Here is a 21,764-nt window from a genome sequence, read left to right as displayed (position 1 = left end):
ATTCTCTTACTCCTTATCAAATAGATTTCTAAAACTCATGTTATTGATATCTTTATGGCTCAATATAATCTTTGACTCATCTTTTAATTTTGATTCGTTAGGATGGTCGCTATTATAAATCAAACCTTTCCATTTTATTTTTATATCCTCATCATTCCAAATAATTCCACATTGTTTTGCGGGGTAATAATACTCCGTACATTTATAGTGCACTATAGTTTCATTTTCTAATGCAAGATATCCGTGGGCAAAACCTTCCGGAATATATAACTGTTTTCTATTCTCTTCAGATAATAGTATGCCAAACCATTTTCCAAATGTCTTTGAGCTCTTTCTTATATCTACTGCTACATCAAATATTTCTCCCTTGGTGACAAGAATTAATTTCCCTTGTGGATGCTCTTTTTGAAAATGTAGCCCTCGTAACACACCTTTTTTAGATTTAACTTCATTATCTTGAACAAAAAATTTATTAAAACCATTCTCCTCTAAGTCTCTTTTATTATATATTTCTGTAAAACTACCCCTGTTATCCTGGAAGATTTCTGGTGTAATCAATGTCAAACCAACAAAGCCGCCACAATTATTCATTATATCAATCATACTTAACTCCAACTCTTTTATATACAGTTTCGTCAATAAACTTGTGCAAAGATTCTTGCCAATGAGGTAATTCTTTAAACCCACTGTTAGCCAAGTTTTTCATCTCTAATCTACAATTACTAGGTCTATCTGCGTATATTTTTTTATCCAAACTATTGACTGCAACTATTTTGGTCCTTAGATTTTTATCAGAAATTCTTTCTAAATATGAATTTATCTCAAGTGCAAATTCATACTTGCTAATATATTTGCCTGAATTGGTAACATGATATACGCCATATTTTTCAGTTTTAGCCATGGATAGAAGACAACTAGCAAGATCATAAGTATATGTAGGAGTTCCTATTTGATTTTTTAATACAAAGATTTCTTTACACATTAGGATTTTATTAATTACATTCGTTACAAAATTGTCTTTGTCTTCCCCAAATAGCCAGGAGGTTCTAACTATATAATATCTTTTCAGTGATGACCAAATTATTCTTTCAGCTATTCGCTTAGTTTCACCATATGAATTTTTAGGCTTTCCTTCTATAATTGTATCTTCTTTCCAGGGCATATCCGTATCTCCAGAAAATACATAATCACTTGAAATAAATATCAATTTAATACTATGCTTCTTGCACAAATCTACAATATTCTTTGTCCCAGAAACGTTTATTTCATAAACTTTATTTTTATATTCTTTTTTTTCTGCTAAATCTACGTCCGTGAACGCAGCACAATGAATTATTGTGTCAGGTTTGCAGTATTTAATTATTTTTTCTAGTGCAGAATAATTTGTAATATCAGCAGAATAATATTCACAATTATTTTGAACATTTAGTGTTTTTCTTCCGAGCCCAATGCAATGAATATTATTTCTAAAAGCAATCTTTGCTACAGCATTTCCTAATAAGCCATTAACTCCTGTTATCAATACATTCATACATTATCACCAATTCTTTTTCTCCACCACTGTTCATTTTTAACATACCATTCAACTGTTGACTTTATTCCTTCTTTAAACTGAGTTTTAGCTTTCCAATTAAGTTGTTTTTTAATTTTAGTAGCATCTATTCCATATCTATAATCATGTCCTTTTCGATCATTTACAAAATGTATATGATAATCCCCGTAGTTGAAAATCTCGCAAATGATTTTAGCTATTTCTAAATTACTTATTTCATTATCAGCGCCTATATTATATATTGATCCTATTTCTCCATCCGTAATTATACGGTATAATGCTTCACAATGATCTGAAACATGTATCCAGTCTCTTATATTTTCTCCATTACCATAGATTGGTATTTTCTTGTTTTGCAATATATTAGTAATGATTTTGGGTATATACTTCTCTGTATGTTGTTTAGGCCCATAATTATTTGAACATCTACTAATAGTTATTGGCAAACCATGGGTTCTTGCATAAGATAGTACGAACAAGTCCGCTGAAGCCTTACTAGCAGAATATGGATTAGATGGTTTTATTTTAGAGGTTTCATTAAATCTTAAACTCTTATTTAATTTTCCTAAATCACCATAAACTTCATCGGTTGAAACTTGATGGAATCTCTTAACAGAATTAACTAATGCGCAATCCATTAAATTTATAGTCCCCGCTACATTTGAATTATAAAAAGCAGATGAACAATCTATTGACCTATCAACATGTGATTCGGCAGCAAAATTTATTATGATATCAGGTTTTTCGTTTCTTATAATTTGATGCATTGCGTTTTTATTGCAGATATCTTCTTTATAGAATTTAAAATTATCTCTTTCTAAAAACTTTTCAATATTATCTAATTTACCAGCGTAAGTTAATTTATCTATACATATTAGTTCTCCACGATTTTTATTCTTGAAATAATAATCTATGAAGTTTGATCCAATAAAACCTGCTCCTCCAGTTATTAGTATTTTATGTGTTTTGCCCATATTAACAGTCCTTTATTATTTTTGTGTCATTTCGATATGATTTTCAACACTATTTACTGTTTCGAATGTTTCCTTTTTAAGTGGCATTCTAGAAACCCATCCTTTTTTATGTGCAATGTTCTCTATGCATGCGATTCCCATATTTCCTTTGATTTTCATATCTCTAACCTTCTTATTTGCAAGATACAAACTTTCGAATGTACCAGCATCAAACCAGTAATTCTCGTTTCCAATTATTTCAACATGAAGATTCTTTTTGTCTAAATATATGTTATTTATGTCAGTTATTTCCAATTCGTTTCTTTTCGAAGGTTTTAATCTTTTTGCATAGTCTATGACTTTATTATTGTATATATATAGACCCGTTACACAGAAATTAGATTTCGGATTTAAAGGTTTTTCCTCAATACATTCTGCATTTCCTAGTTTATCAAAATTTATTACTCCATATCTTTCTGGTTCAGTAACTTCATAAGCAAATATTACTGCACCATACTTACCTTTATCAACTTTTTTACAGGATTTTAAAATTTTATGTTCTAAATTATCTCCAATGAATATATTATCTCCTAAAATCAACATAACATTTTCATTCCCTATAAAGCCTTCTCCTAGTAGGAACGCTTCTGCTATTCCATTTGGTTTTTCTTGGATTTTATATAGAATATTAATGCCTATTTTTGTCCCATCTCCCAAAATTTTTTTAAAGTCATTGAGATTTTCTTTTTTAGTTATGATTAATATTTCCTGGATATTTGATTTCATTAATACAGCTAATGGATAATATATTAGTGGCTTATCATAAATTGGCAACAAATGTTTTGAAATATATTTCGTGAAAGGATAAAGCCTAGTGCCTAATCCTCCAGCCATAATTATACCTTTCACTTATTTCTCCTTTCGTCTTTATTATTACCAACCTTAAACTTTTTCTCAATTATATTAGCCGCTACTTTTACCCCGTCTTTTGTAATATATTTTTTTAATTTCTCAGAATTTTCTTTATATTTTTTCATATTTATTAATTCATTTACCTTCTCCTTAATCTCATCCATATTCAATTTGTTTTTGACATATATAGGAGATGGTCCTATACCTAATTCATAACATTGTTGCCCCCAAAATAATTGATCCGCTCCAAAAGCAAATATTAATTGTGGAACTCCAAATTCAAGGCAACAATGAACCGTACCATTGCCACCATGATGAATAGCTGCTCTAAACTTATGCATATATTGATTAAAGTCGATATAATCTACCAATAAAACTCTAAATTTATCTTCGTCATTCATCGTATCCATAAAACTAAAATCTGAACCCGATATTACAACGCTTATGTCTTTATCCAATTCTAAAATACTGCATAGAACCATTTCGAACAGTTTTTTCATATCATCATATACCATACTGCCAAAACCTACATAAACTATATTTTTATTTCTTTTAAAAAAATCATCTATTTTTTCTTTATCGTTATTTGTTCTATTTAATGACAAATTTCGCCACACCCCAGTAATAAAAATATGCTCAGACCAGTTCTTGTCTCGTTCAGCTAAAATAGTGTCATATTGATACAACGTTATTATCTTCTTTCTGTTCATATTCCTATAACTTCTAAATATATTCCATTTACTAAGACCAAGTTTTTTTCTCCATTCATTAACAATGGATAAAGAACCCATATTAAAAAAAATATAACACTTATAGTACCAAATATAACTACTAATACTATTTCGCTTTGCTTTATTAACAAGCGAACAAAATTTTGTTGTTGGATCAAATGGAAATACAAAACTTCTAACTAAAGGTATTTTATATTTCTCTGCAAAATGATATGATAGTGCTCCAAACAACGTATAAATTATTAGCTCAGAACCAATACACGCACTATTAAATTGCATAAATAGTTCTGGATATTTATTAAGTAAAAATGCTATCCCGCCAATCCCTTCCGAGCGTGTGTTCTTGCTATTTCCTAATAATAAACTCACTAGTTCTTTGGAATTACCAGAAATCTTTTTAAATATCAAGTCACTATCCTCACATACTGACTTAAACTCTTCGAATGTAGCAATTGTCACTTGATGACCTCGAGATTTTAATTCCTTGCCTAATGATAAAATTGGCAAAAAATCTCCATATGACCCTATTGCAAAAGCTGTTATTTTCATTATTTTACCACCTAACGAAAAAATTTACCTTATATTTTATTCTTATAATTGTCGTATTACTCTAAAAGGATTACCAGCTACTAACACATTGCTAGGAACATTTTTATTAATTACGCTACCCGTAGCAATAATACTGTTTTCTCCTATTTCTATTCCACTCTTTGAACTGCACACAATTGTTGCTGAAGCACCTATCCAGACATTATTCCCTATCTGTATAGGATTCGCATACCCTTCTCCATTTATTCTATTTATTGAATCAGTATCATGTCCCGAAGTGTAAAATCCAGAATTTGCTCCAACCCAAACATCATCTCCAAACGTAACACTTGCAAAATCTAATATTGTACAGTTTCCTCCAATGAAAACGTTATTTCCCAGTTTTATATTTTCTCCGACACCGCATTTAAATGGAGAAAATATCAAAAAATTCCCATTAACTTCCCCTAAAAATTCTCTTAGCATTTTATTTCTCTCTGATAGTTTTGATGGTCTAATAGAATTATACTCATAGCAAAAATCCTCAGCTTCAAGCATTTTTTTAAAAAGATCTTTTCTTTTGTTTATATTAAACTTATTACTATTAACTTCCATGTTTTTCTCCTAAATATAATTTTGTAATTTTCTCATCTGAAAAGTTTCCTATAATTCTTTTACTTTGATTATCGAAACATAAAATATGCTCACAACATTCTTCTATTAATTCATAGTCATGAGTTATTATGAAAATTGTCTTTCTTTCTTTCTTTAATTCCAACATATTTTTTGCCACCTCTTGCATATGGTAATAATCCAAACCACTTGTTGGTTCATCAAAAAAAATAATGTCTCTATCGGATACCATAGCTGTGGCAATAGCTAGCCTTTGTTTTTGACCACCTGACAAACTCATAGGATGTTTTTCTAGCAAATGATATAGATTTAAAGACTTTAATATATCTATATACTTACCATCAGCATACTTAGCAGATAAGTTTACCTTCATCTCCTCTTCTACGCTTTCAGTAAATAATTGGTGATTAACATCCTGCATAACAATATAGCTTTTTTTTAACCTTTGTTTTTTATCCATCTTTATCCCTGCTACTTTTATAACCTCTTTAGATTTCTTCTCAAGTCCGCAAAAGCAATTCATAAAAGTTGATTTACCTACCCCATTTAATCCAACTATACCAATAATAGAATTCATTGGTAAAAATATATTTTTAATATCTAAGAGTTCTTTTTCTTTTACTCTAAACTTTAAATAGTCTATTTGTATTAGGTTATTGTTTTTATATTTGTTTGCTTTGTTATCCGTAATATTCCCTATCCTGCTATAAAACTTTAATTTAGGATTTTGATTACTTCTTAGTCCCATCTCTTTAAGAGCTTTATATGGGATATCTTCAAATTCATTTCCCGAGAAAGTTCGTTCTATTTTCCCCTCTTTCATATAATAAACTCTATCAGCTAAACCCATTAAATACCAAAGTCTATGTTCTGCAATAATTATTGTCTTTCCCTCTTTTTTCCATTTTGTTATTATTTCTCTCAATTTCTCTATAGAGTCAACATCCAAATTAGATGATGGCTCATCCAACACAATAATTTCAGCTGGAAAGGTTTCAGAAGTTAAGCAACATATTCTTTGCTTTTCTCCACCTGATAGTGTAAAAAGATTTCTTTTTTGAAAGTCTTTAAGCTTATATTTTTCCAAGATGTCTTTTATATTCTTTACAATATCTTTTGGATTCATATTATAATTTTCAGGTTTAAATGCTAATTCGTCTTCTACTATGGCATTAAAAAATTGACTTTTTGGATTTTGGAATACAGAATTTACTTTGCGAGATATGTCTCTTATATCCATATTTGTAATGTTCTCATCATCTATACATACTTGTCCAGTTAATTCACCAAAATAAAAATTAGGTATCAATCCATTGATCAGCCTTAAAATGCTAGTTTTTCCGCACCCAGAAACTCCTGTAAATAAAATGCATTCGTTCTTTTTTATCTCTAAGCTAATGTTTTCTAAACATTTTTTGTCAGAATTCATGTATTTGAAATTTAAGTTTGTAAATTTTATCATGGTCAACCTCTTATAAATAAAACTACTAGGAAAAAAAGCATACTCATTAAGATATAATCAGCTTTACCAAAACATAATCGATGAATAGATGATCTGTTTTCTTCTATTGATAATCCTTTTGTCAAAGCTGAAACTGTAAGTTCTTCCCCAACTTTCATAGATGACATCATTAAGGGAATATATTTATACTCAATAATTTTAAAAATAGAAATACTATTTTTAAAACTTATCCCCCTAATTCTCATAGCTTTTTTTATCTCTATATTATCCATTATTACATTTGGTATGAATCGAAAAACAACAGATAGTGGTAAATTTATTTTTTCTGAAATTTTCATCTTTCTAAAAGCTTCTAATAGAGATGATACTTCTGTAGTATTTAGAAGATAATAGCCACAAAATAAACAAGGAAACATTTTTGCAATGATATTAACATACACATTAATAAAAATGTTAAGAACAAGTGGAATAGCATCTGTCATCCCACTTATCCTTATTAGTTGTGCAGATATATATATAATAATCCCCTTAACCACTGCACTAACTTCGCCTTCACATAAAAGCAAACCTGCTGTTAAAGCAAACAAGGCAAATTTGATATAAAGTCTATTACCATAATCATATGCATTTAATACTATAATATTTACTACAATCAAAAGTAATAGTTTGGTTCTAGGGTCGAGTTTAGCTAACGATTCTTTATGCAAAGTCATCTATACTATACCTGCTCTTTTAAAATGTTTATTTAATAATTTTTTACCAATGAAATATCCTATTAAAGCTCCAACAAAACCTAAAGCTACAACTACTATCAACATATAGTTTTCTGTCAAAGGTCGAACAGCTTTAACATATTCTGGTGCTATTTGTTCATATTTACTAAAATATACGTCCTTCATAATCCACATAGGTAACATAGAACCGACTGACCATTCGGTAAAAACTCCATATCCTATTGCGAGTTTGTTACTTGACTTATATTCTCCCGATTTTATAATTAGATCTGCAAGAATACCGCAAACACATCCACTTAGTAGTAATATCCAATGTTGACCCATCAAGAATCCAATTAAACCAAGAAGGATTCCCATAATTGAAATAGCTCCAAATTTTCCTACTTTTGTGCTAACAACTAAAAATGGTAAAGCTCCAAGTATTCCTAAGAAAAAAGGTATGAGTGGCATTAGTATGGGAATATTTCCTAAAATTCCACTTATCATAAAGGCCACCATAGTCAAAACTACCATTATACCAACTGTTATTAGATCCTTTGCTGTTAATCTCTTTTTCATTTTTTTCATCTCCTTAAATTTTCCAATTTTTCGCTTTTTCTATATTTCTTACAAAATTTTTATAAAGTCCTTCTTCCTGAATCAATTCACTGTGTTTTCCAATCTGTTCTATTTCACCTCTATTTAAAACCACAATCTGATCAGCTTCTTTTACTGTTTTTAAGCGATGAGCTATTATAATAACTGTCTTATCCTGAGTAAGATTTTTAATCGCTGTGTTGATATCTCTTTCATTTTCAGGATCTATATTGGCTGTAGCTTCATCCAAAATGATAATAGGTGCATTCTTTAATATTGCTCTTGCTATGGATATCCTTTGTCTTTCTCCTCCTGATAAATCAGCTCCTCCTTCTCCTATAATCGTATTGTATCCATCCTCTAGTTTTGATATGAAGTGATCACATTTAGCATTGATTGCTGCCTCCTTAATATCTTGTATTTCAGCTTCCGGATTGCCAAACTTAATATTTGCTTCTATTGTATCTCTAAACAAATACACCCTCTGAAAGACCATACTAATTTGGGACATAAGGTTTTCCAAATCGTAATCCTTAATATTGACATCTCCTAATGTTATCTCTCCCCTATCTACGTCCCAAAATCTGTTAACTAAATTTGCCAAAGTTGTCTTACCAGAGCCACTTGGCCCAACAATAGCTGTCGTTGAACCCTGCTTTGCAAATAAATTTATATTTTTTAATACCTTTTCATCCCCATAAGAAAAATCAACATTTTTAAATCTTATATCATAATTTATTGGAGCTACCTTTATGTTCCCTGATTTTATTGAAGGGAGTTGATCAATTGACATAATTTTTTCTATATCGGTAACCATTATAGGCAACATAAAAAACATACTTGAAGCATCTTCCAGTTGGCTATATATTTGGAATGAGATAATAATTAAAACCAAACAAGCTATTAAGCCTATATCACTATGAAAATACAAATAGACTGATACAAGTCCCGCGAGCATACTCATAATTCTTAATACCATTTTTTGTAAAGAAATATAGGGAACTCTCATTCTCTCTATCCTTAAACTTGCAATATGAAGCCTTTTTATGGACTGGCTTATATCACTTTTTGAAGAAGAAAACAAATTATACGACCTTATTACTTCCATTCCCCTAATAAACTCCAGTACACTGTCAGCAAATTCCATCTGATTTTTCACTCTTCCTGGCGCAAGTTCCTTTGAAAGATTTAACAACTTGTTATTTATTAGCAAAAAGAATCCTATACCTAATAAATAGATAATGCTTATCTTATAAGAGAATATGGAAATAACCATTGACAGAACTATGCTATTTATAATTCCAACTAATGTTGTCGATACAACAGCTAAAGACATACTCTCAAGTTCATTCATTGTTTCTGTTGTAATGCCAGTTAAATTAGCTAAGGTATGACTGCTAAAATATCCCATGGGCATAAATCTCATTTTATTTGCGATGGATATTCTTTTATCCTCGCACATAGAATAAACTGCTTCCGTTTGTACATCCCTTGATTTTATAGAAAGTAAAATTTGCCCAATCATGAGAATTAAGAGAGCTATAAAAATTAAAATTGAAATCTTTATATCTATAGCACTGTCCAAAAGTAGCTTTATAGAATAAAGAAGCAAAGCATAATTTGCCATAATAAATATACATTTTAAAAGCTCTAAACATATGCTTTTCCACCATAAAAATTGTCTTGTGCCAGCAAACTTGAAGAATAATTTATAAGCTTTTATCATCTCTTACCTCCTTTTCTATGCATTTTCTAATTCTCATAATTATTTGCCTTCCACATATTTCTATATAATTTTGAACTCCTAAGCAATTCTTCATGTGTCCCTGACGAAACTAGTTTTCCGTTTTCTAATAATATGATTTGATCCGAATTTACAATTGTATTTAATCTGTGGGCTATAACTATTAACGTTTTATCTTTTGTTAAGTCTGTTATAGCACTTTGAATCAACGTTTCATTTTCCGGATCTACATATGCGGTGGCTTCGTCTAAAATTACTATTGGAGAATTCTTCAACATAGCTCGTGCTATAGTTATTCTCTGTTTCTGCCCTCCTGATAAAAGATTTCCTTCTTTTCCAACTACAGTTTGATAACCCTGCTCAAATTCCATAATAAAATCGTGGCAATTAGCTCTTTTACAAGCATCTATTACCAAGCTGTCTTCTATATTTTCATTTCCCAATTTCAAATTTTCCATTATACTTCTATTGAATAAATAGTTATCTTGTGAAACATAAGAAATCATATTGGTTAATTGTGCAATGGGAATATCTTTAATATTTACTCCACCTATAGAAATACTTCCAACTTGAGGATCCCAAAACCTATTTATCAACTTGACAACAGTAGATTTCCCAGAACCTGAAGGCCCAACAATAGCTGCTTTTTCTCCTTGCTTTATATTAAATGAAAGTTCGTTCAAGATATTTTGCCCTTCAATATATTGAAAATCTACATTTTTAAACTCAACATCATAATTCAATATAGTTTTTTTGATGCTATTTACACCTACCAATTCATCTACGTTCAAAATATCGTTTATTTCTTTCATTATCATTTTTATTTTTGATAAATTATCAGTATATATCACTGCTGATAAAAGAGGGCCTGTAATCCCTAGGGATAAAATCAAACTGAAAAGGAAATCTGCTAAGCTAAGTTCTCCTATGCTATAAAGATAACAACCAATTGGCAGTGTAAAAACCATAGAGCTGACAAGATTCATCATAAATGAAGTATATTTTTGAGTACTTTTTAGCCATTTGATATTGGCTTTTGTATTCTTTTTTACCACATTCACAAACTTTGAATAGGAATTTTCTCCCTGACCAAAAGTCTTTACAACTTCTATTCCATTAATATATTCAACCACGGTAGAACTCATATGATTTCTTATATCGATGATATTTTTGTATTTTTCTGAAAAAGTATTCATTATCTTTGAATAGGAACCTATACCAAATGGTATTGTTAATACTGAAGCTATTCCCATTTTCCAATTTAGTGTAAAAATATATATAATAATCGCAATAGGAACTAGTATGTTTGAAGCTACCTCAGGAACAGCATGAGCCAATGGAACTTCAAGTTGTTCAACTCTCTCTACAAACAAACTTTTAAACATACCTGACGAATTATCAATAACATATCCCATTGGGACCTTTGTTAGTTTTTCTGCTATATAATTACGTAATTTATCTAGCACCCTAAAAGTAGCTTCATGAGATAACGATGTTGAAATACCTGTACAAGTATATTTTACGCCATATGCTATCATTGATATTGAGAATAAAATCACATAAGTTTTAAAACTATTCATATTTTTAATTAAATTCAAAATAATTTCCGAAATGCATATATACGGAATCATCCCAAATCCAACACCAATGATGGCCAGGATAATAGAAAAGATATATCCTTTTTTCTCTTCTTTTATAAAAGCTTCTAAGCTAATTTCAGTTCTCGTCATTTTTACATTCCTTTCCAAGTTTAATGGCTAATTCCTTAGCGAAATTGTGGTTTTCGATACAAGAAAAGTGATTCCCCCCTATATAATCTACCTTTATTTCACCTAATATTGCGTTTTCCCATAACTTTAATAACTTAAAACTCTGAGCAAAAAAGTCATCGTTATCCTTTGCAATGTAGTAATTAATATTGCCAAAATAAGGACTTGGGGTTTGTTTTTGAACATTAAAGGTTTTTTTGAATATCTTAAATTTTTCAAGAATTTTTCCTTTCTCCAGTAAAACCCCCGTTTTCTTGTATACAACATTAGTATATATTTCAAATCTCTCATCTTCTGAGCTATTACAAACTTTATTAATTATACTTCGGTCATTTAGATTATTTAAATGATTTTTGATACTGTTTATTGTTATGTTAGAGTTTTTAGTGTCTGAAAACTCTTCACTGATTATATTTTCCTTTTCAAGTCCAAGATCGGATAAACTCACTCCGTAATTGTTTAAATAAATAAACTCCAATATAATATTGTCAACATGAACATTTGGTATGCTACCACTTTCTATAATAGAAAGGTTGAGCACGTTAACTCCTCTCTCTAGCAAATAACGTGATACCTCTATACCAATGTGACCACCAAAACTATAACCTATTATCTGTACATTTTTTATTTTCTGATTGAAAATTTCTTCCGCAGCCTCTTGAGCTAATACAGGAATAACATCTTCGTTGGACGTATTTAAAAACTTGTTGTAATCATCAATCCCTAAGACCATAACATTTCCATTATTTTGAATCTGTAGTTGTTTTGCAAAGTATTCGATATCGCTAATATTTCCAAGAGGTCCTTGAAATATTACGCTTAAGGTATCTGAAGTACTGTAAGATTTATATAATTTACTCACTAATAACTTCTTATGATCATCTATTTCACTCTCAATATCATCAACTCTTTCAAGAAAAACTGCTAAAGATCTTATTGTTGGTTCTCTTATAAGTTCTCGTAAAATAGCCTCAAAAGTCAAATTCGTTTTTATCTTAGATATAATTTTAGTTGCTACTCGTGCTAATAACAAAGAATCGGCTCCATAGTCATACAAATTAGAACTTGAACTAATCCTAGGATCACCAAATTCATCATTTATGATTGCAATCAATATTTTTTCGGTGTCATTTAACTTCTCAATATTTTCTATTGTATGCTGGCTTTCTTCATTATCAGCGTATAAATCTATTTGGATTTTTCCACTTATTATTTGATCTTTTTCTGTCATGGTTAGTTCGTTAAAATACCTCGTTTTCACAGAAGAGAATATCCCTTTATATGAATCTTGAATTATATTATTTATCTCTTCAACATCAATCTTTGAATAATTATTTTTAAATTTTTTTGCTATGAAAATCGCTCCATGGTTTAACAATATAGAACCCTCCTTTGGTAACAAAAAACTTTTAGTACTAGGTTCAATATCATCCAATATTTCTGCCCACTCATTTGGTTCTATGAAGAATCTTTTTTCTCTAATCTTATCTTGTGGAGTCTCCATCATAAAAATCTGTGACCCCATAATCCATGGTTCATTTCTCACTGGTTCAGAAAATAGTAGATATCCGTTGGGAGATATTATTTTTTTTAAATACTTTAGTGTTTTTTTAATATCTTGCACATTTTCCAAAACATAAGCGCCAATGACTAAATCAAATTGATTTGGTAAAAACCCTTGTTCATATGGGTCTATATCAGCGTTGAATTGCTTTATTATTACATCTTGATTTTCACCATATTTCTTTTTTGCTAGTGGCAAAAAATATTTTAAGGAATCTGTAAAATAATATTTATATTTGTTTTCTCCAAGTTCACCTAGTATTTTTTCTGTAGATGCCCCAGTTCCTGCACCTATTTCTAAAATTTGTAAACTTTTAGAAGAATTCTTAGATACATACTTTTTTATAAATTGACAAAAATAATTATTTATAATTATCGAATTTATACTATTTTTGTAAAGAGCATTTGTATATTTGGCTAATCCCTTAGGATATAAAAGCTCAACAGGATCAGTCACACCTTTTAAAATGTCTTCTATTTTGTCAAGATTGTCTTTAATATAATTTATAATCTCAATGTCGCCAAACTCATCTCTCCATAACGAATATAAAGTATGCCAATTTTTATCAAACTCTTCAGTTTTATATAAAGTATTAATTTTATATAAGGCATTTCCTTTATCAATAAGAACATTATATGAAACTAATTCACTAATCCATCTATCTAATATCCATTCATATTTTTCATCTACATTTTTTTCTATATTTCCAACATATCTATAATATTTACTATCTTTCGTAAGTACTCTTAAATTTAAAAGCGCTTTCAAAATGCAACTTAAAGCTAGATTATCTCTGAGATTAAAAACTTTTTTATATTCGATTGTCTGTAATTCCGTCTCCAATCTTTCATTATACTTGTCTATATCATCTAAGTTGATGTGTTCAATACCGTTGCTAGACTCTTTAGGAGATTGTATTATAGAAATATCTAATTCTCTATTGATTTTATTGGAGTTTTTTACCGAAATAATAATCTCTTCACAATTCTCCTTAGCAAATATATATTCACTTATGTTTTTGAACATTTCTTTATTTTCTGGATCATTTATAAATTTATCGTCTCCGAATATATTTAGATTTAACAACTTGCTATCTTCATTTTTAGTTAAACGATTCGTTGTATCTGAACATATTCGATTCTCCCATTCAAGTGGATTTGAGGAGTATTTATATAACTGAGCTTTAAAGTCAGAAAAAATATTCTTTATATCAACTAGCTTGAAAATATTTTCTCTAACGTCCCAATTAATTTCTAATCCATCTATATTGTCTGTACACTGACAATCTATAAAAACTTGTGGTGTCTGAGTTATTCCATATCCATAATTTCCCCTTAACTTATTGTTGTTAGTCCCTACTGCACTAGTAAAAACATATGGCAACAAAACTTCTCTAATATTCTTTTGGCGTGCAATATCTCTCATTACTTCAACACCAGAATATGATGAATGATCAATATTTTCAAATATATTTCTATTTATACTTGTTGCAAGTGCTAAAAATGTTTTTCCAAAATCGTCAATGGATATCAGTGATGTTTCAGTAAAGTCTCCAACACAATGATCTTCACTAGTTATAGCATTAGAGAAGACTGTGTAATTTATTGTAAACTTTTTGTTTGAACTCCATTTCATCAAACTCAAGGCATATACTGCTAATAATACTGAATTCGGTGTTAATCCATAACAACTGCTTGTTTTTTTTAGTTGCCTCCATTCTTCCACGCCAAGTTTTGTAGAAAAACGTATAAATCGATCATTCTTTTCGTCGACGTTAAGCCTATTTATCGTTGGTAATATAGGATACGTGTTTATAGTATCTAATTTTTTGCTCCAAAAAGCCCTATCCTCTATATATTTCTTTTTATTTTTGAAAAGGTATTTTTGTATGCAGTATTCTCTAAAGCTATAATCGCTCCCTTTTGGTTCTATACCATCAAAATATGCCGATTCAAATTCTGAAAGGAGAAACCATATACTTGACCAATCAGCTATCATAAAATCCATAGAAAAATGTAGTATTGAACCGTCATTTTTTTCTGAAATTCCGATATCAAACATAGGCCATTTTTTTAAAGGATATATTTTATTTTCTAATAAATCCCTAAGTTTATTTGTGTCTCCTTCTAGCACTTTAAAAGTTTCGACTTTTTTTATTGTCTGTTGTGTTGAGTTATTATTAATAACAGTTCTTAACATTGGGTGTTTAGAAATTAATTCATTCCATATATTCTCAACTTTATTTTTATCAAGTTTTTCTTTATAAATGTACTCTTGATATATATGACATGATGTGTTTCCGAAAGAATATGATTCTCCCCTTCCTAACAAATAAGCAGATTGTACCGTAGAAAGCGGAAATGGTTCATATAAACTGTTTTCAGTCTCTATATTATTTTGATTTACCAAATATTCTATTATTTCATTTTTGTTTTTCCTCAACATTTTAAAAATTTCATCAGATATAGCGTTTTTATATGTTCTATACTTTAATTTGTTGTTTTCTATATAGATTTCTATGCCTTTTCTTTTGCATTCTTGTATTATCTCCCTTACCTCACTCATTGTTTCCTCCCACTAGTTGTGTTAATTTGAGCAAATCCTGCACTTCTAATCATCTTCTCCCAATTTTTTGTAGCAATTAATTCTCCTTGAACTCTCGAAGCTTGGCATCCGCCCATCTCTATATACCTACAAGCTAGCAATATTTCTTTCTTTATAGCTTCAATCCAACTGGTTTCAAAAATCTCTTTAATATTTGAAGATCCATAATCGTACAGACTTAAATAGGGATTTACCTCGTAGGAGTGTTTAGAAGTTAATTCATTCTCTATAAAAGTTTTGGTTCTCCACGCAACAGGTCCAAAAGTATCTTCTAACATTAAGTTTCCAACACTGTAGAAAGTACAAAATCTATGCATGATTTCCATATCTACATTTGGATCCTGAGAATTTACCATATTGTTTAATTCAATAGTTATTGGTATTTTCCCTATATATCCACTAATTATATCAAATGGGCCATGTCCTTTTTTAAGAACTTGCAAACTATGAACTTCTCCCCAAATACCTGATAATAATAAAATATGCCAGCCAGTAAAAGATATTTGTGTCGATAGCATCATACTTAAATATTTCATTTTAGAATCCTTAGCCATTTCAATAGATTTTTTTATAAACGTTTCTATATTCGGCAAGTGAATATAGAAATTTGACACCATAAACAATAACCCTCTTTGTTTTGCTTGTTTGTAACATTCCAAAAGATATTTTTGATGAATTGGTTGCTCTTGTATAACATTTATATTTCGGCTTAATAACTCTTTACTTAATTTAGTTCCTTCTCCACCAACACCTTCAGACCTTATAATTACACACGCTAAGTCAATATCTTTTGGTAATTTTTTTACTTCTTTATATGTTTTTAATCCATATTTCTCTGCAATATGCTCAGAATGTTCGCTGCCTCTGGATAAAATACCTACTATATTAAATCTTTCATAGTCCCTACGAAGAGCTTTTATATAATATTCTCCAAATCTCGTTCCACAAACTAGAACATTCGTTTTTTTTGAAATCATTTTTATATTTCCCCCTCTGACTGAATTATTTCAAAAACTGACTTATCATCAAATATGTTGATATATAATTCAGGATCTATGCTAGACATAATATCAAGAAGTGTTCCTAGCTTATTTAAATCTGTGATATCATAAATTCCACAATGCAATTGAGTTTTCTTCACCAACACTAATACAGAAATAACCACATCAACAGTGATTTTTAAAGATGAACTGCTTTTAATAACTACGCAACTTTTTCTTTCCTTTTTTTCATATACTCCATTTATATCAGCTATAATAAATGAATCTAAAGGATAAAGTTGTCTATCTATCATAGATGCTTCTACAAGTTTTCCTATTTTATAATCTAGACCCTTTTTATATTTCTTTCTTTCCATTAAGAATTTATATGTTTCGCCATACGGAATGCATATGCTGTATCTAGCATTTTCGATTCCTAATCTTTCACATGTAGAAATTGATCTGCTGTCCATATACGGAATCTTTTCCAGTTCTTTTTGAATAATATTAAATTGAATAGCTTTTTCATTGCTACTAACTGCTTGTAACCTACCGTCTTTTATTTCAGTCATAGGGTAAATATCTACGCTTTCGATGTATTCTAAATATGACTTTGCTGCTGAATAGGAAAATATATCCATTGCAACATAGTACAAGTCAAAATGTATTATTGAATCAAATTTTTCCAACATAATCTTAGGTAGTGCTTCCGTAAGCCCGGGAGAAAGTCCAATACCATGATATATTGATGCGTTGCTAACTTTAGGTAATTTAAACCCTTCGTAATAAGTCAAATCAAAAAGTATTTTGCCACAAAATTCCACAGCTTCAACTAAATTATATATTCCTTTATGATTTGCTGTAGCACAATTTATTACGAAGTCACATCGTTTAACAAAGTCAAAACACGACCTTTTGTCCATTAAGTCAATATATTCATAATTGATATCATCCTCATTTAATAATTGTTTATTTCTTACTCCTCCTATAATGCCCCCCAATCCAGAATTTACTAATAATTTATAACATAACGTGCCTACTTCGCCACTCACACCAATTATGCCTATCATATCTCACCTTCAACTATAGTCTTATCTATATCATCGATGCTAATTTTTTCTTCTACTAAGGTTAACATATCTTGAAATACCGAGTTAGTAAATATTTCAGAAAGACTTATTTCATAATTTAACTCATTTGATATACTCCTTGCTAATCTAGTTGCGGACATACTGTCCCCTCCTAATTGAAAATAGTTAGAAGTCTTATTTATCTCCCCTTCAAAATTTAGATTTTCTTCCCAAATATTTCTCAGTTTTTTAAAATTCACGTCCTCCTCTTCTAGAATTTCGCTATTTGACTCTTGGTAAATAATTTGTTTAGTGTCAAATTGATTTTTTAACACATTTACCTCTATGTTATTCCCATTTGAAACAACAATACTTCTTTTTGAGATATTGTATTTCTCAGCTATATTTTCAACCTCATTTTTATAATCCCCTTTATTTTTAAAACACACATGAAAAACTCTCTCATTGTTATCTATATAACTCCCATTCGGATCAATATATAGATAATCTGCTATTTTTTTTATATATTGTGATTTATAAAAAAATTCATCTCGTATTTTATTTCTGGCATATAAGTGTTTTTCCTGAAAGAAAATAGCTATTAGAGTAGACATTGAGTCCATTTTATGAAAATCAATGATATGAAACTCCCCAGCTTTTTTCAATGTTAAATTTAATAGGCTCACTACATTTTTTAAGTTTTCAAAATGGTGTGCCGTATTCGGCATAATCAAATAGTCGTATTGCCCTAACATATCGCCAGATATAAACTCTTCATTAAATTCCAATTTTGAAAATATAATATCCCCATACTTTTTCTTTAGATTATCTAAAAGTAACGAAGTGAAACCTATTAAATCTACCTGCTTAACAGATTTGACTTCTGATAGTAGATATTCTAAAAATAAACCTTGACCTGGATTTACCACCCCAATTTTTTTTGATTTCTCTTCATTGTGATTTTTCATTTGGTTAATCATTGTTTCATATGCTTTTTTTAAACTCAACTCATTATAGCTTAATTTTTCAGGGGATAAATCCCTATCCGTTAACAAAAGATATCTGTTGTCTTTATTCTTTAATACTTCAATAAAAAGTTTCTTTTTTTTATTTAATATAATCATTAATTCGCTGTTTTCGACCGTTTCATTTAAATAATCAGTTTCAATGAAGTCTTCGATAAAACTTTCCCAATAATCAATTATTCTATCATTTCTACTGTCCACTTCAATTTTATTTTGATTAATCTCATTTAAAATGTTTTTTATATACTTTTTCGCTATATAATCTCTCATTATTGTCCATTTGTTTTCTTTGCTCACACGCAAAAGAGATTCGTTAATATGACTTTTATTATTAATTTTTTTTATTTTAGCAAAAATTATTTCTCCCTCTTTTTTAAAACTAAAAAAATCTTTACCAACTATTCTACTCATATAAATTCCCCTTTGTTTTTTGAATTACATATATCATTTACACGATTTACGTATATTTCTATAATATTATTTATGTATTTCTGATTGAATAGCTCTTCTATATAATCAAAAGAAATCCTCATCTCCCCATCAATTATCCTTACGTGGTGATCAATAGTTACTTGTGGAGTCTGACTCAATGAATATATTTCTCTGAATCCATTTAGAGTAGATTTATAATTCTCGCCTATCATACATGTCATTACTGCCGGAAAAAACAAGTTTAGACGTTTTGCTTTATTTAATATGTTTATTCCTTCATACTCTCTAAATTCCAATAGTTTAAAAATTTGGTACTGGGTCTTTATAACTGTATCTATAAAATTAATACTTTCATCTTTATATTCAATTAAACCTACATTGGTAAATTCACCCAACGTCTCATCAGCATGCTTGTCTAAAGGTAGTTTTCCAAACATAGTTATATTTATTGTAAGATTTTTCTCTGAGCTTACTTTTGATAAAGTTTCCAAATAAACAGTCATGATAACAGCGGTAAGCGTTACATGATTTTCTTTAGAAAATTTTTCCAATTTTCCCACAATTACTGTATCAAAAGTATACTCCTGCCTAACAAACGTAGTGGATTCTAGGTTTTTTAGCTCTAGTTTATATTCCAATTTAGGCCCATCACTTATATTAACTATTCTGTCCGTCCAATATCTATCAGCATTTTTTATAGTCTCTACACTCTTATTTCTCAAATTACAAAGTTCGTTAACATATTGCTTATATGAATACCTTGGATAAGCGACCTTTTGTCCTACATATATCGAAAATAAATCTGATACTAATTTTCCTGCACACCAAGCATCTAAAATTGAACAGTCAAAGCTAAAATGTAAAACATCCTCATGTACCTTACTTTTCCCTACTTCTAAATGAAACATCGGCCATGAATCATAAGGATACAATCTGTGCATCATACTTTCCCTTATATTAAGTTTATCTATATATTTAGTAAATTCATAAGTTTTAATTTTATATCTAGGAACGGTGTTAAGTATTAATCCTTCCCCTTTAGATTTGATAATTAACCTTAAAACATCATTTCTTTGGATTAAAATATTTAAAGATTCTTCAAGCCTTTTTATATCAATTGAATCTCTTAAAAACTCAATATAATAATGTGCATTAACATTATTTAATCGTTGATCTTCTATTTGTCCAGCCATATAGGCCAGCTGTAACTGACTTAAGCTTACTGAATTTTCTTTTTCTAAATTTAGAAACTTTATAATTCTTTCTTTATTTGACTTTATCTCATGTAAAACGCCACTATCTAGAATATTTTTTATAGCCTTATATTTTAGTTTTTCTCCATCAATATAAAGCCAGATCCCTTTCTTTTTTAATTCATTTAAATAGTTAAACGTATCCAGATCGTTTGTATGCCTACTGCCCTTCATTCTTCACCTCTTTTTAGCATTGGTGTATAATCTATATAATTAGCACTGAAGTTAACCAATTTAGGGAATCCGATTACAGAACTTAAAACACTCCATTTCTCAGAAATCAAAATTTCTTTCTGCAATACTGCTATATCCATTGTTCCTTTTCTTATTTCTTTTATGAATTCTTCAATTTGTTTTTCAATAGCATTTGGAAATATTGTTCTCAATAATTCATCGTAAGAATTTTCTTCTTCTTTTATCAAGTTTATACTCATTGGTCGAAAATCATAATCATGCTTAGTCTTCTTTTGATAAACATCTGATTCAGATATATTCATTCTGCTTCTCCAACATAAACCACCAAATGTATCATTTAATTCTAACCTCCCAGAATCATAAAAAAATATCATCCTATGTAGCAGATGCATATGATTATTCCCATCATTTTCAGAAACTTCGTTGTGAATTTGTAAAAAAATATCTTCCTCTCCATTAGTGAGCTTTAATTTTGTGAAGGGATAGTTTATTTTAGTTTCCCTGTCATCAATTGTAAAATTTCTATAATTACTAAGCGAATTGGCTAATATAGCAGAAAGCGAATACAACCCCTGTGATGAAGAAATTATACTTGCATATTTAAATCTATCATTTGTATTCAAAAAAAGGCTTGTATCACAAAATTTTTTTATGGATTCTAAAAATGGATATAAATCTCCCACTTTATAACAAACTTTATTTTTAACCGCTATTCTACAGCATTCTGATATCTCGTTATAATTTATAGGATGCTCTTGCATAACGTGAATCCCCCTATTTAATAGTTGCTTGGCGATTTTTGTTCCTTCTCCTCCTAGTACTGACGATTTTACTATTACAAAAGCCATATCAATGTCAAAAGGCAAAGAAGTTACATTTTTAAATAGAGGCACGTTATATTTTTTTGAACAATCAATAGATCTTTTACTACCATTCGCATAAATTCCAACTAATTCTAAATTTTCGTTTTCGCTAATTGCTCTCATGTAAGACTGACCAAAAGTAGTCCCACACACCAAAACTTTAAATCTCATTTTCTAACCCTCG

The 21,764-nt window shown here is 29.5% G+C and carries 17 protein-coding genes; all 17 read right to left on the bottom strand.

Annotation, left to right across the window (positions count from 1 at the left end; translation table 11 throughout):
• Positions 1 to 6 precede the first annotated feature (6 nt).
• The 17 genes from rfbC to DES33_RS00095 are packed head-to-tail and all read right to left on the bottom strand — an operon-like array spanning position 7 to position 21,751.
• Positions 7 to 603, bottom strand: a complete 597-nt coding sequence (gene rfbC, locus DES33_RS00175) for a dTDP-4-dehydrorhamnose 3,5-epimerase (RefSeq protein ID WP_051484041.1) — start codon at positions 601 to 603, stop codon at positions 7 to 9.
• On the bottom strand, positions 596 to 1,531 hold the full coding sequence (gene rfbD, locus DES33_RS00170; RefSeq protein ID WP_051484042.1) for a dTDP-4-dehydrorhamnose reductase: 936 nt from the start codon (positions 1,529 to 1,531) through the stop codon (positions 596 to 598). The genes rfbC and rfbD overlap by 8 nt, the downstream gene beginning before the upstream one ends.
• Complete coding sequence (gene rfbB / locus DES33_RS00165) at positions 1,528 to 2,526, bottom strand: dTDP-glucose 4,6-dehydratase (RefSeq protein ID WP_035112325.1); 999 nt, start codon at positions 2,524 to 2,526, stop codon at positions 1,528 to 1,530. Before rfbB ends, rfbD begins: the two co-directional genes overlap by 4 nt.
• Before the next feature lie 15 nt (positions 2,527 to 2,541).
• The gene (locus DES33_RS00160) at positions 2,542 to 3,414 is read right to left on the bottom strand and encodes a sugar nucleotidyltransferase (protein ID WP_211305667.1); all 873 of its coding nucleotides are present in this window, start codon (positions 3,412 to 3,414) and stop codon (positions 2,542 to 2,544) included.
• Positions 3,411 to 4,697: a glycosyltransferase gene (locus DES33_RS00155; RefSeq protein WP_110057755.1), complete on the bottom strand. Its 1,287-nt coding sequence runs from the start codon at positions 4,695 to 4,697 to the stop codon at positions 3,411 to 3,413. The genes DES33_RS00160 and DES33_RS00155 overlap by 4 nt, the downstream gene beginning before the upstream one ends.
• Positions 4,698 to 4,739: 42 nt before the next feature.
• Positions 4,740 to 5,291: a sugar O-acetyltransferase gene (locus DES33_RS00150; protein WP_035112330.1), complete on the bottom strand. Its 552-nt coding sequence runs from the start codon at positions 5,289 to 5,291 to the stop codon at positions 4,740 to 4,742.
• Positions 5,281 to 6,771: an ABC transporter ATP-binding protein gene (locus DES33_RS00145; RefSeq protein WP_110057754.1), complete on the bottom strand. Its 1,491-nt coding sequence runs from the start codon at positions 6,769 to 6,771 to the stop codon at positions 5,281 to 5,283. The genes DES33_RS00150 and DES33_RS00145 overlap by 11 nt, the downstream gene beginning before the upstream one ends.
• Positions 6,772 to 6,773: 2 nt before the next feature.
• Positions 6,774 to 7,484: an energy-coupling factor transporter transmembrane component T family protein gene (locus tag DES33_RS00140; RefSeq protein WP_110057753.1), complete on the bottom strand. Its 711-nt coding sequence runs from the start codon at positions 7,482 to 7,484 to the stop codon at positions 6,774 to 6,776.
• Positions 7,485 to 8,063: an MptD family putative ECF transporter S component gene (locus tag DES33_RS00135; RefSeq protein WP_019132828.1), complete on the bottom strand. Its 579-nt coding sequence runs from the start codon at positions 8,061 to 8,063 to the stop codon at positions 7,485 to 7,487.
• A 13-nt stretch (positions 8,064 to 8,076) separates the two neighbouring features.
• Positions 8,077 to 9,807 (bottom strand): ABC transporter ATP-binding protein, encoded by a 1,731-nt coding sequence (locus DES33_RS00130; protein ID WP_035112331.1) that lies wholly within the window; start codon positions 9,805 to 9,807, stop codon positions 8,077 to 8,079.
• Between the two features lie 26 nt (positions 9,808 to 9,833).
• On the bottom strand, positions 9,834 to 11,555 hold the full coding sequence (locus DES33_RS00125) for an ABC transporter ATP-binding protein (protein WP_035112332.1): 1,722 nt from the start codon (positions 11,553 to 11,555) through the stop codon (positions 9,834 to 9,836).
• Entirely contained in the window at positions 11,542 to 15,723 is a 4,182-nt protein-coding gene (locus DES33_RS00120; protein ID WP_110057752.1) for a condensation domain-containing protein, read from the bottom strand. The genes DES33_RS00125 and DES33_RS00120 overlap by 14 nt, the downstream gene beginning before the upstream one ends.
• On the bottom strand, positions 15,720 to 16,739 hold the full coding sequence (locus DES33_RS00115) for a Gfo/Idh/MocA family oxidoreductase (RefSeq protein WP_110057751.1): 1,020 nt from the start codon (positions 16,737 to 16,739) through the stop codon (positions 15,720 to 15,722). Before DES33_RS00115 ends, DES33_RS00120 begins: the two co-directional genes overlap by 4 nt.
• 2 nt (positions 16,740 to 16,741) lie before the next feature.
• On the bottom strand, positions 16,742 to 17,812 hold the full coding sequence (locus DES33_RS00110) for a saccharopine dehydrogenase family protein (RefSeq protein ID WP_110057750.1): 1,071 nt from the start codon (positions 17,810 to 17,812) through the stop codon (positions 16,742 to 16,744).
• Positions 17,809 to 19,248: an acyl carrier protein gene (locus tag DES33_RS00105; RefSeq protein WP_110057749.1), complete on the bottom strand. Its 1,440-nt coding sequence runs from the start codon at positions 19,246 to 19,248 to the stop codon at positions 17,809 to 17,811. The genes DES33_RS00110 and DES33_RS00105 overlap by 4 nt, the downstream gene beginning before the upstream one ends.
• Positions 19,245 to 20,696, bottom strand: a complete 1,452-nt coding sequence (locus tag DES33_RS00100) for a condensation domain-containing protein (RefSeq protein ID WP_035112338.1) — start codon at positions 20,694 to 20,696, stop codon at positions 19,245 to 19,247. The genes DES33_RS00105 and DES33_RS00100 overlap by 4 nt, the downstream gene beginning before the upstream one ends.
• The gene (locus DES33_RS00095; RefSeq protein ID WP_110057748.1) at positions 20,693 to 21,751 is read right to left on the bottom strand and encodes a Gfo/Idh/MocA family oxidoreductase; all 1,059 of its coding nucleotides are present in this window, start codon (positions 21,749 to 21,751) and stop codon (positions 20,693 to 20,695) included. Before DES33_RS00095 ends, DES33_RS00100 begins: the two co-directional genes overlap by 4 nt.
• Positions 21,752 to 21,764: the final 13 nt, after the last annotated feature.

This window comes from Finegoldia magna, assembly GCF_003182075.1.
GTDB classification, from domain to species: domain Bacteria; phylum Bacillota; class Clostridia; order Tissierellales; family Peptoniphilaceae; genus Finegoldia; species Finegoldia magna.
The sequence above is the reverse complement of the archived record's forward strand: the minus strand, read 5'-3'. Positions and strand labels throughout refer to the sequence as shown.

Coding starts and splice junctions, on each gene's coding strand:
- DES33_RS00105 (WP_110057749.1), bottom strand. CDS start 19,248: ATGAGTAGAATAGTTGGTAAAGATTTTTTTAGTTTTAAAAAAGAGGGA.
- DES33_RS00145 (WP_110057754.1), bottom strand. CDS start 6,771: ATGATAAAATTTACAAACTTAAATTTCAAATACATGAATTCTGACAAA.
- DES33_RS00120 (WP_110057752.1), bottom strand. CDS start 15,723: ATGAGTGAGGTAAGGGAGATAATACAAGAATGCAAAAGAAAAGGCATA.
- rfbB (WP_035112325.1), bottom strand. CDS start 2,526: ATGGGCAAAACACATAAAATACTAATAACTGGAGGAGCAGGTTTTATT.
- DES33_RS00155 (WP_110057755.1), bottom strand. CDS start 4,697: ATGAAAATAACAGCTTTTGCAATAGGGTCATATGGAGATTTTTTGCCA.
- DES33_RS00150 (WP_035112330.1), bottom strand. CDS start 5,291: ATGGAAGTTAATAGTAATAAGTTTAATATAAACAAAAGAAAAGATCTT.
- DES33_RS00110 (WP_110057750.1), bottom strand. CDS start 17,812: ATGATAGGCATAATTGGTGTGAGTGGCGAAGTAGGCACGTTATGTTAT.
- rfbD (WP_051484042.1), bottom strand. CDS start 1,531: ATGAATGTATTGATAACAGGAGTTAATGGCTTATTAGGAAATGCTGTA.
- rfbC (WP_051484041.1), bottom strand. CDS start 603: ATGATTGATATAATGAATAATTGTGGCGGCTTTGTTGGTTTGACATTG.
- DES33_RS00115 (WP_110057751.1), bottom strand. CDS start 16,739: ATGATTTCAAAAAAAACGAATGTTCTAGTTTGTGGAACGAGATTTGGA.
- DES33_RS00100 (WP_035112338.1), bottom strand. CDS start 20,696: ATGAAGGGCAGTAGGCATACAAACGATCTGGATACGTTTAACTATTTA.
- DES33_RS00135 (WP_019132828.1), bottom strand. CDS start 8,063: ATGAAAAAGAGATTAACAGCAAAGGATCTAATAACAGTTGGTATAATG.
- DES33_RS00095 (WP_110057748.1), bottom strand. CDS start 21,751: ATGAGATTTAAAGTTTTGGTGTGTGGGACTACTTTTGGTCAGTCTTAC.
- DES33_RS00125 (WP_035112332.1), bottom strand. CDS start 11,555: ATGACGAGAACTGAAATTAGCTTAGAAGCTTTTATAAAAGAAGAGAAA.
- DES33_RS00130 (WP_035112331.1), bottom strand. CDS start 9,807: ATGATAAAAGCTTATAAATTATTCTTCAAGTTTGCTGGCACAAGACAA.
- DES33_RS00140 (WP_110057753.1), bottom strand. CDS start 7,484: ATGACTTTGCATAAAGAATCGTTAGCTAAACTCGACCCTAGAACCAAA.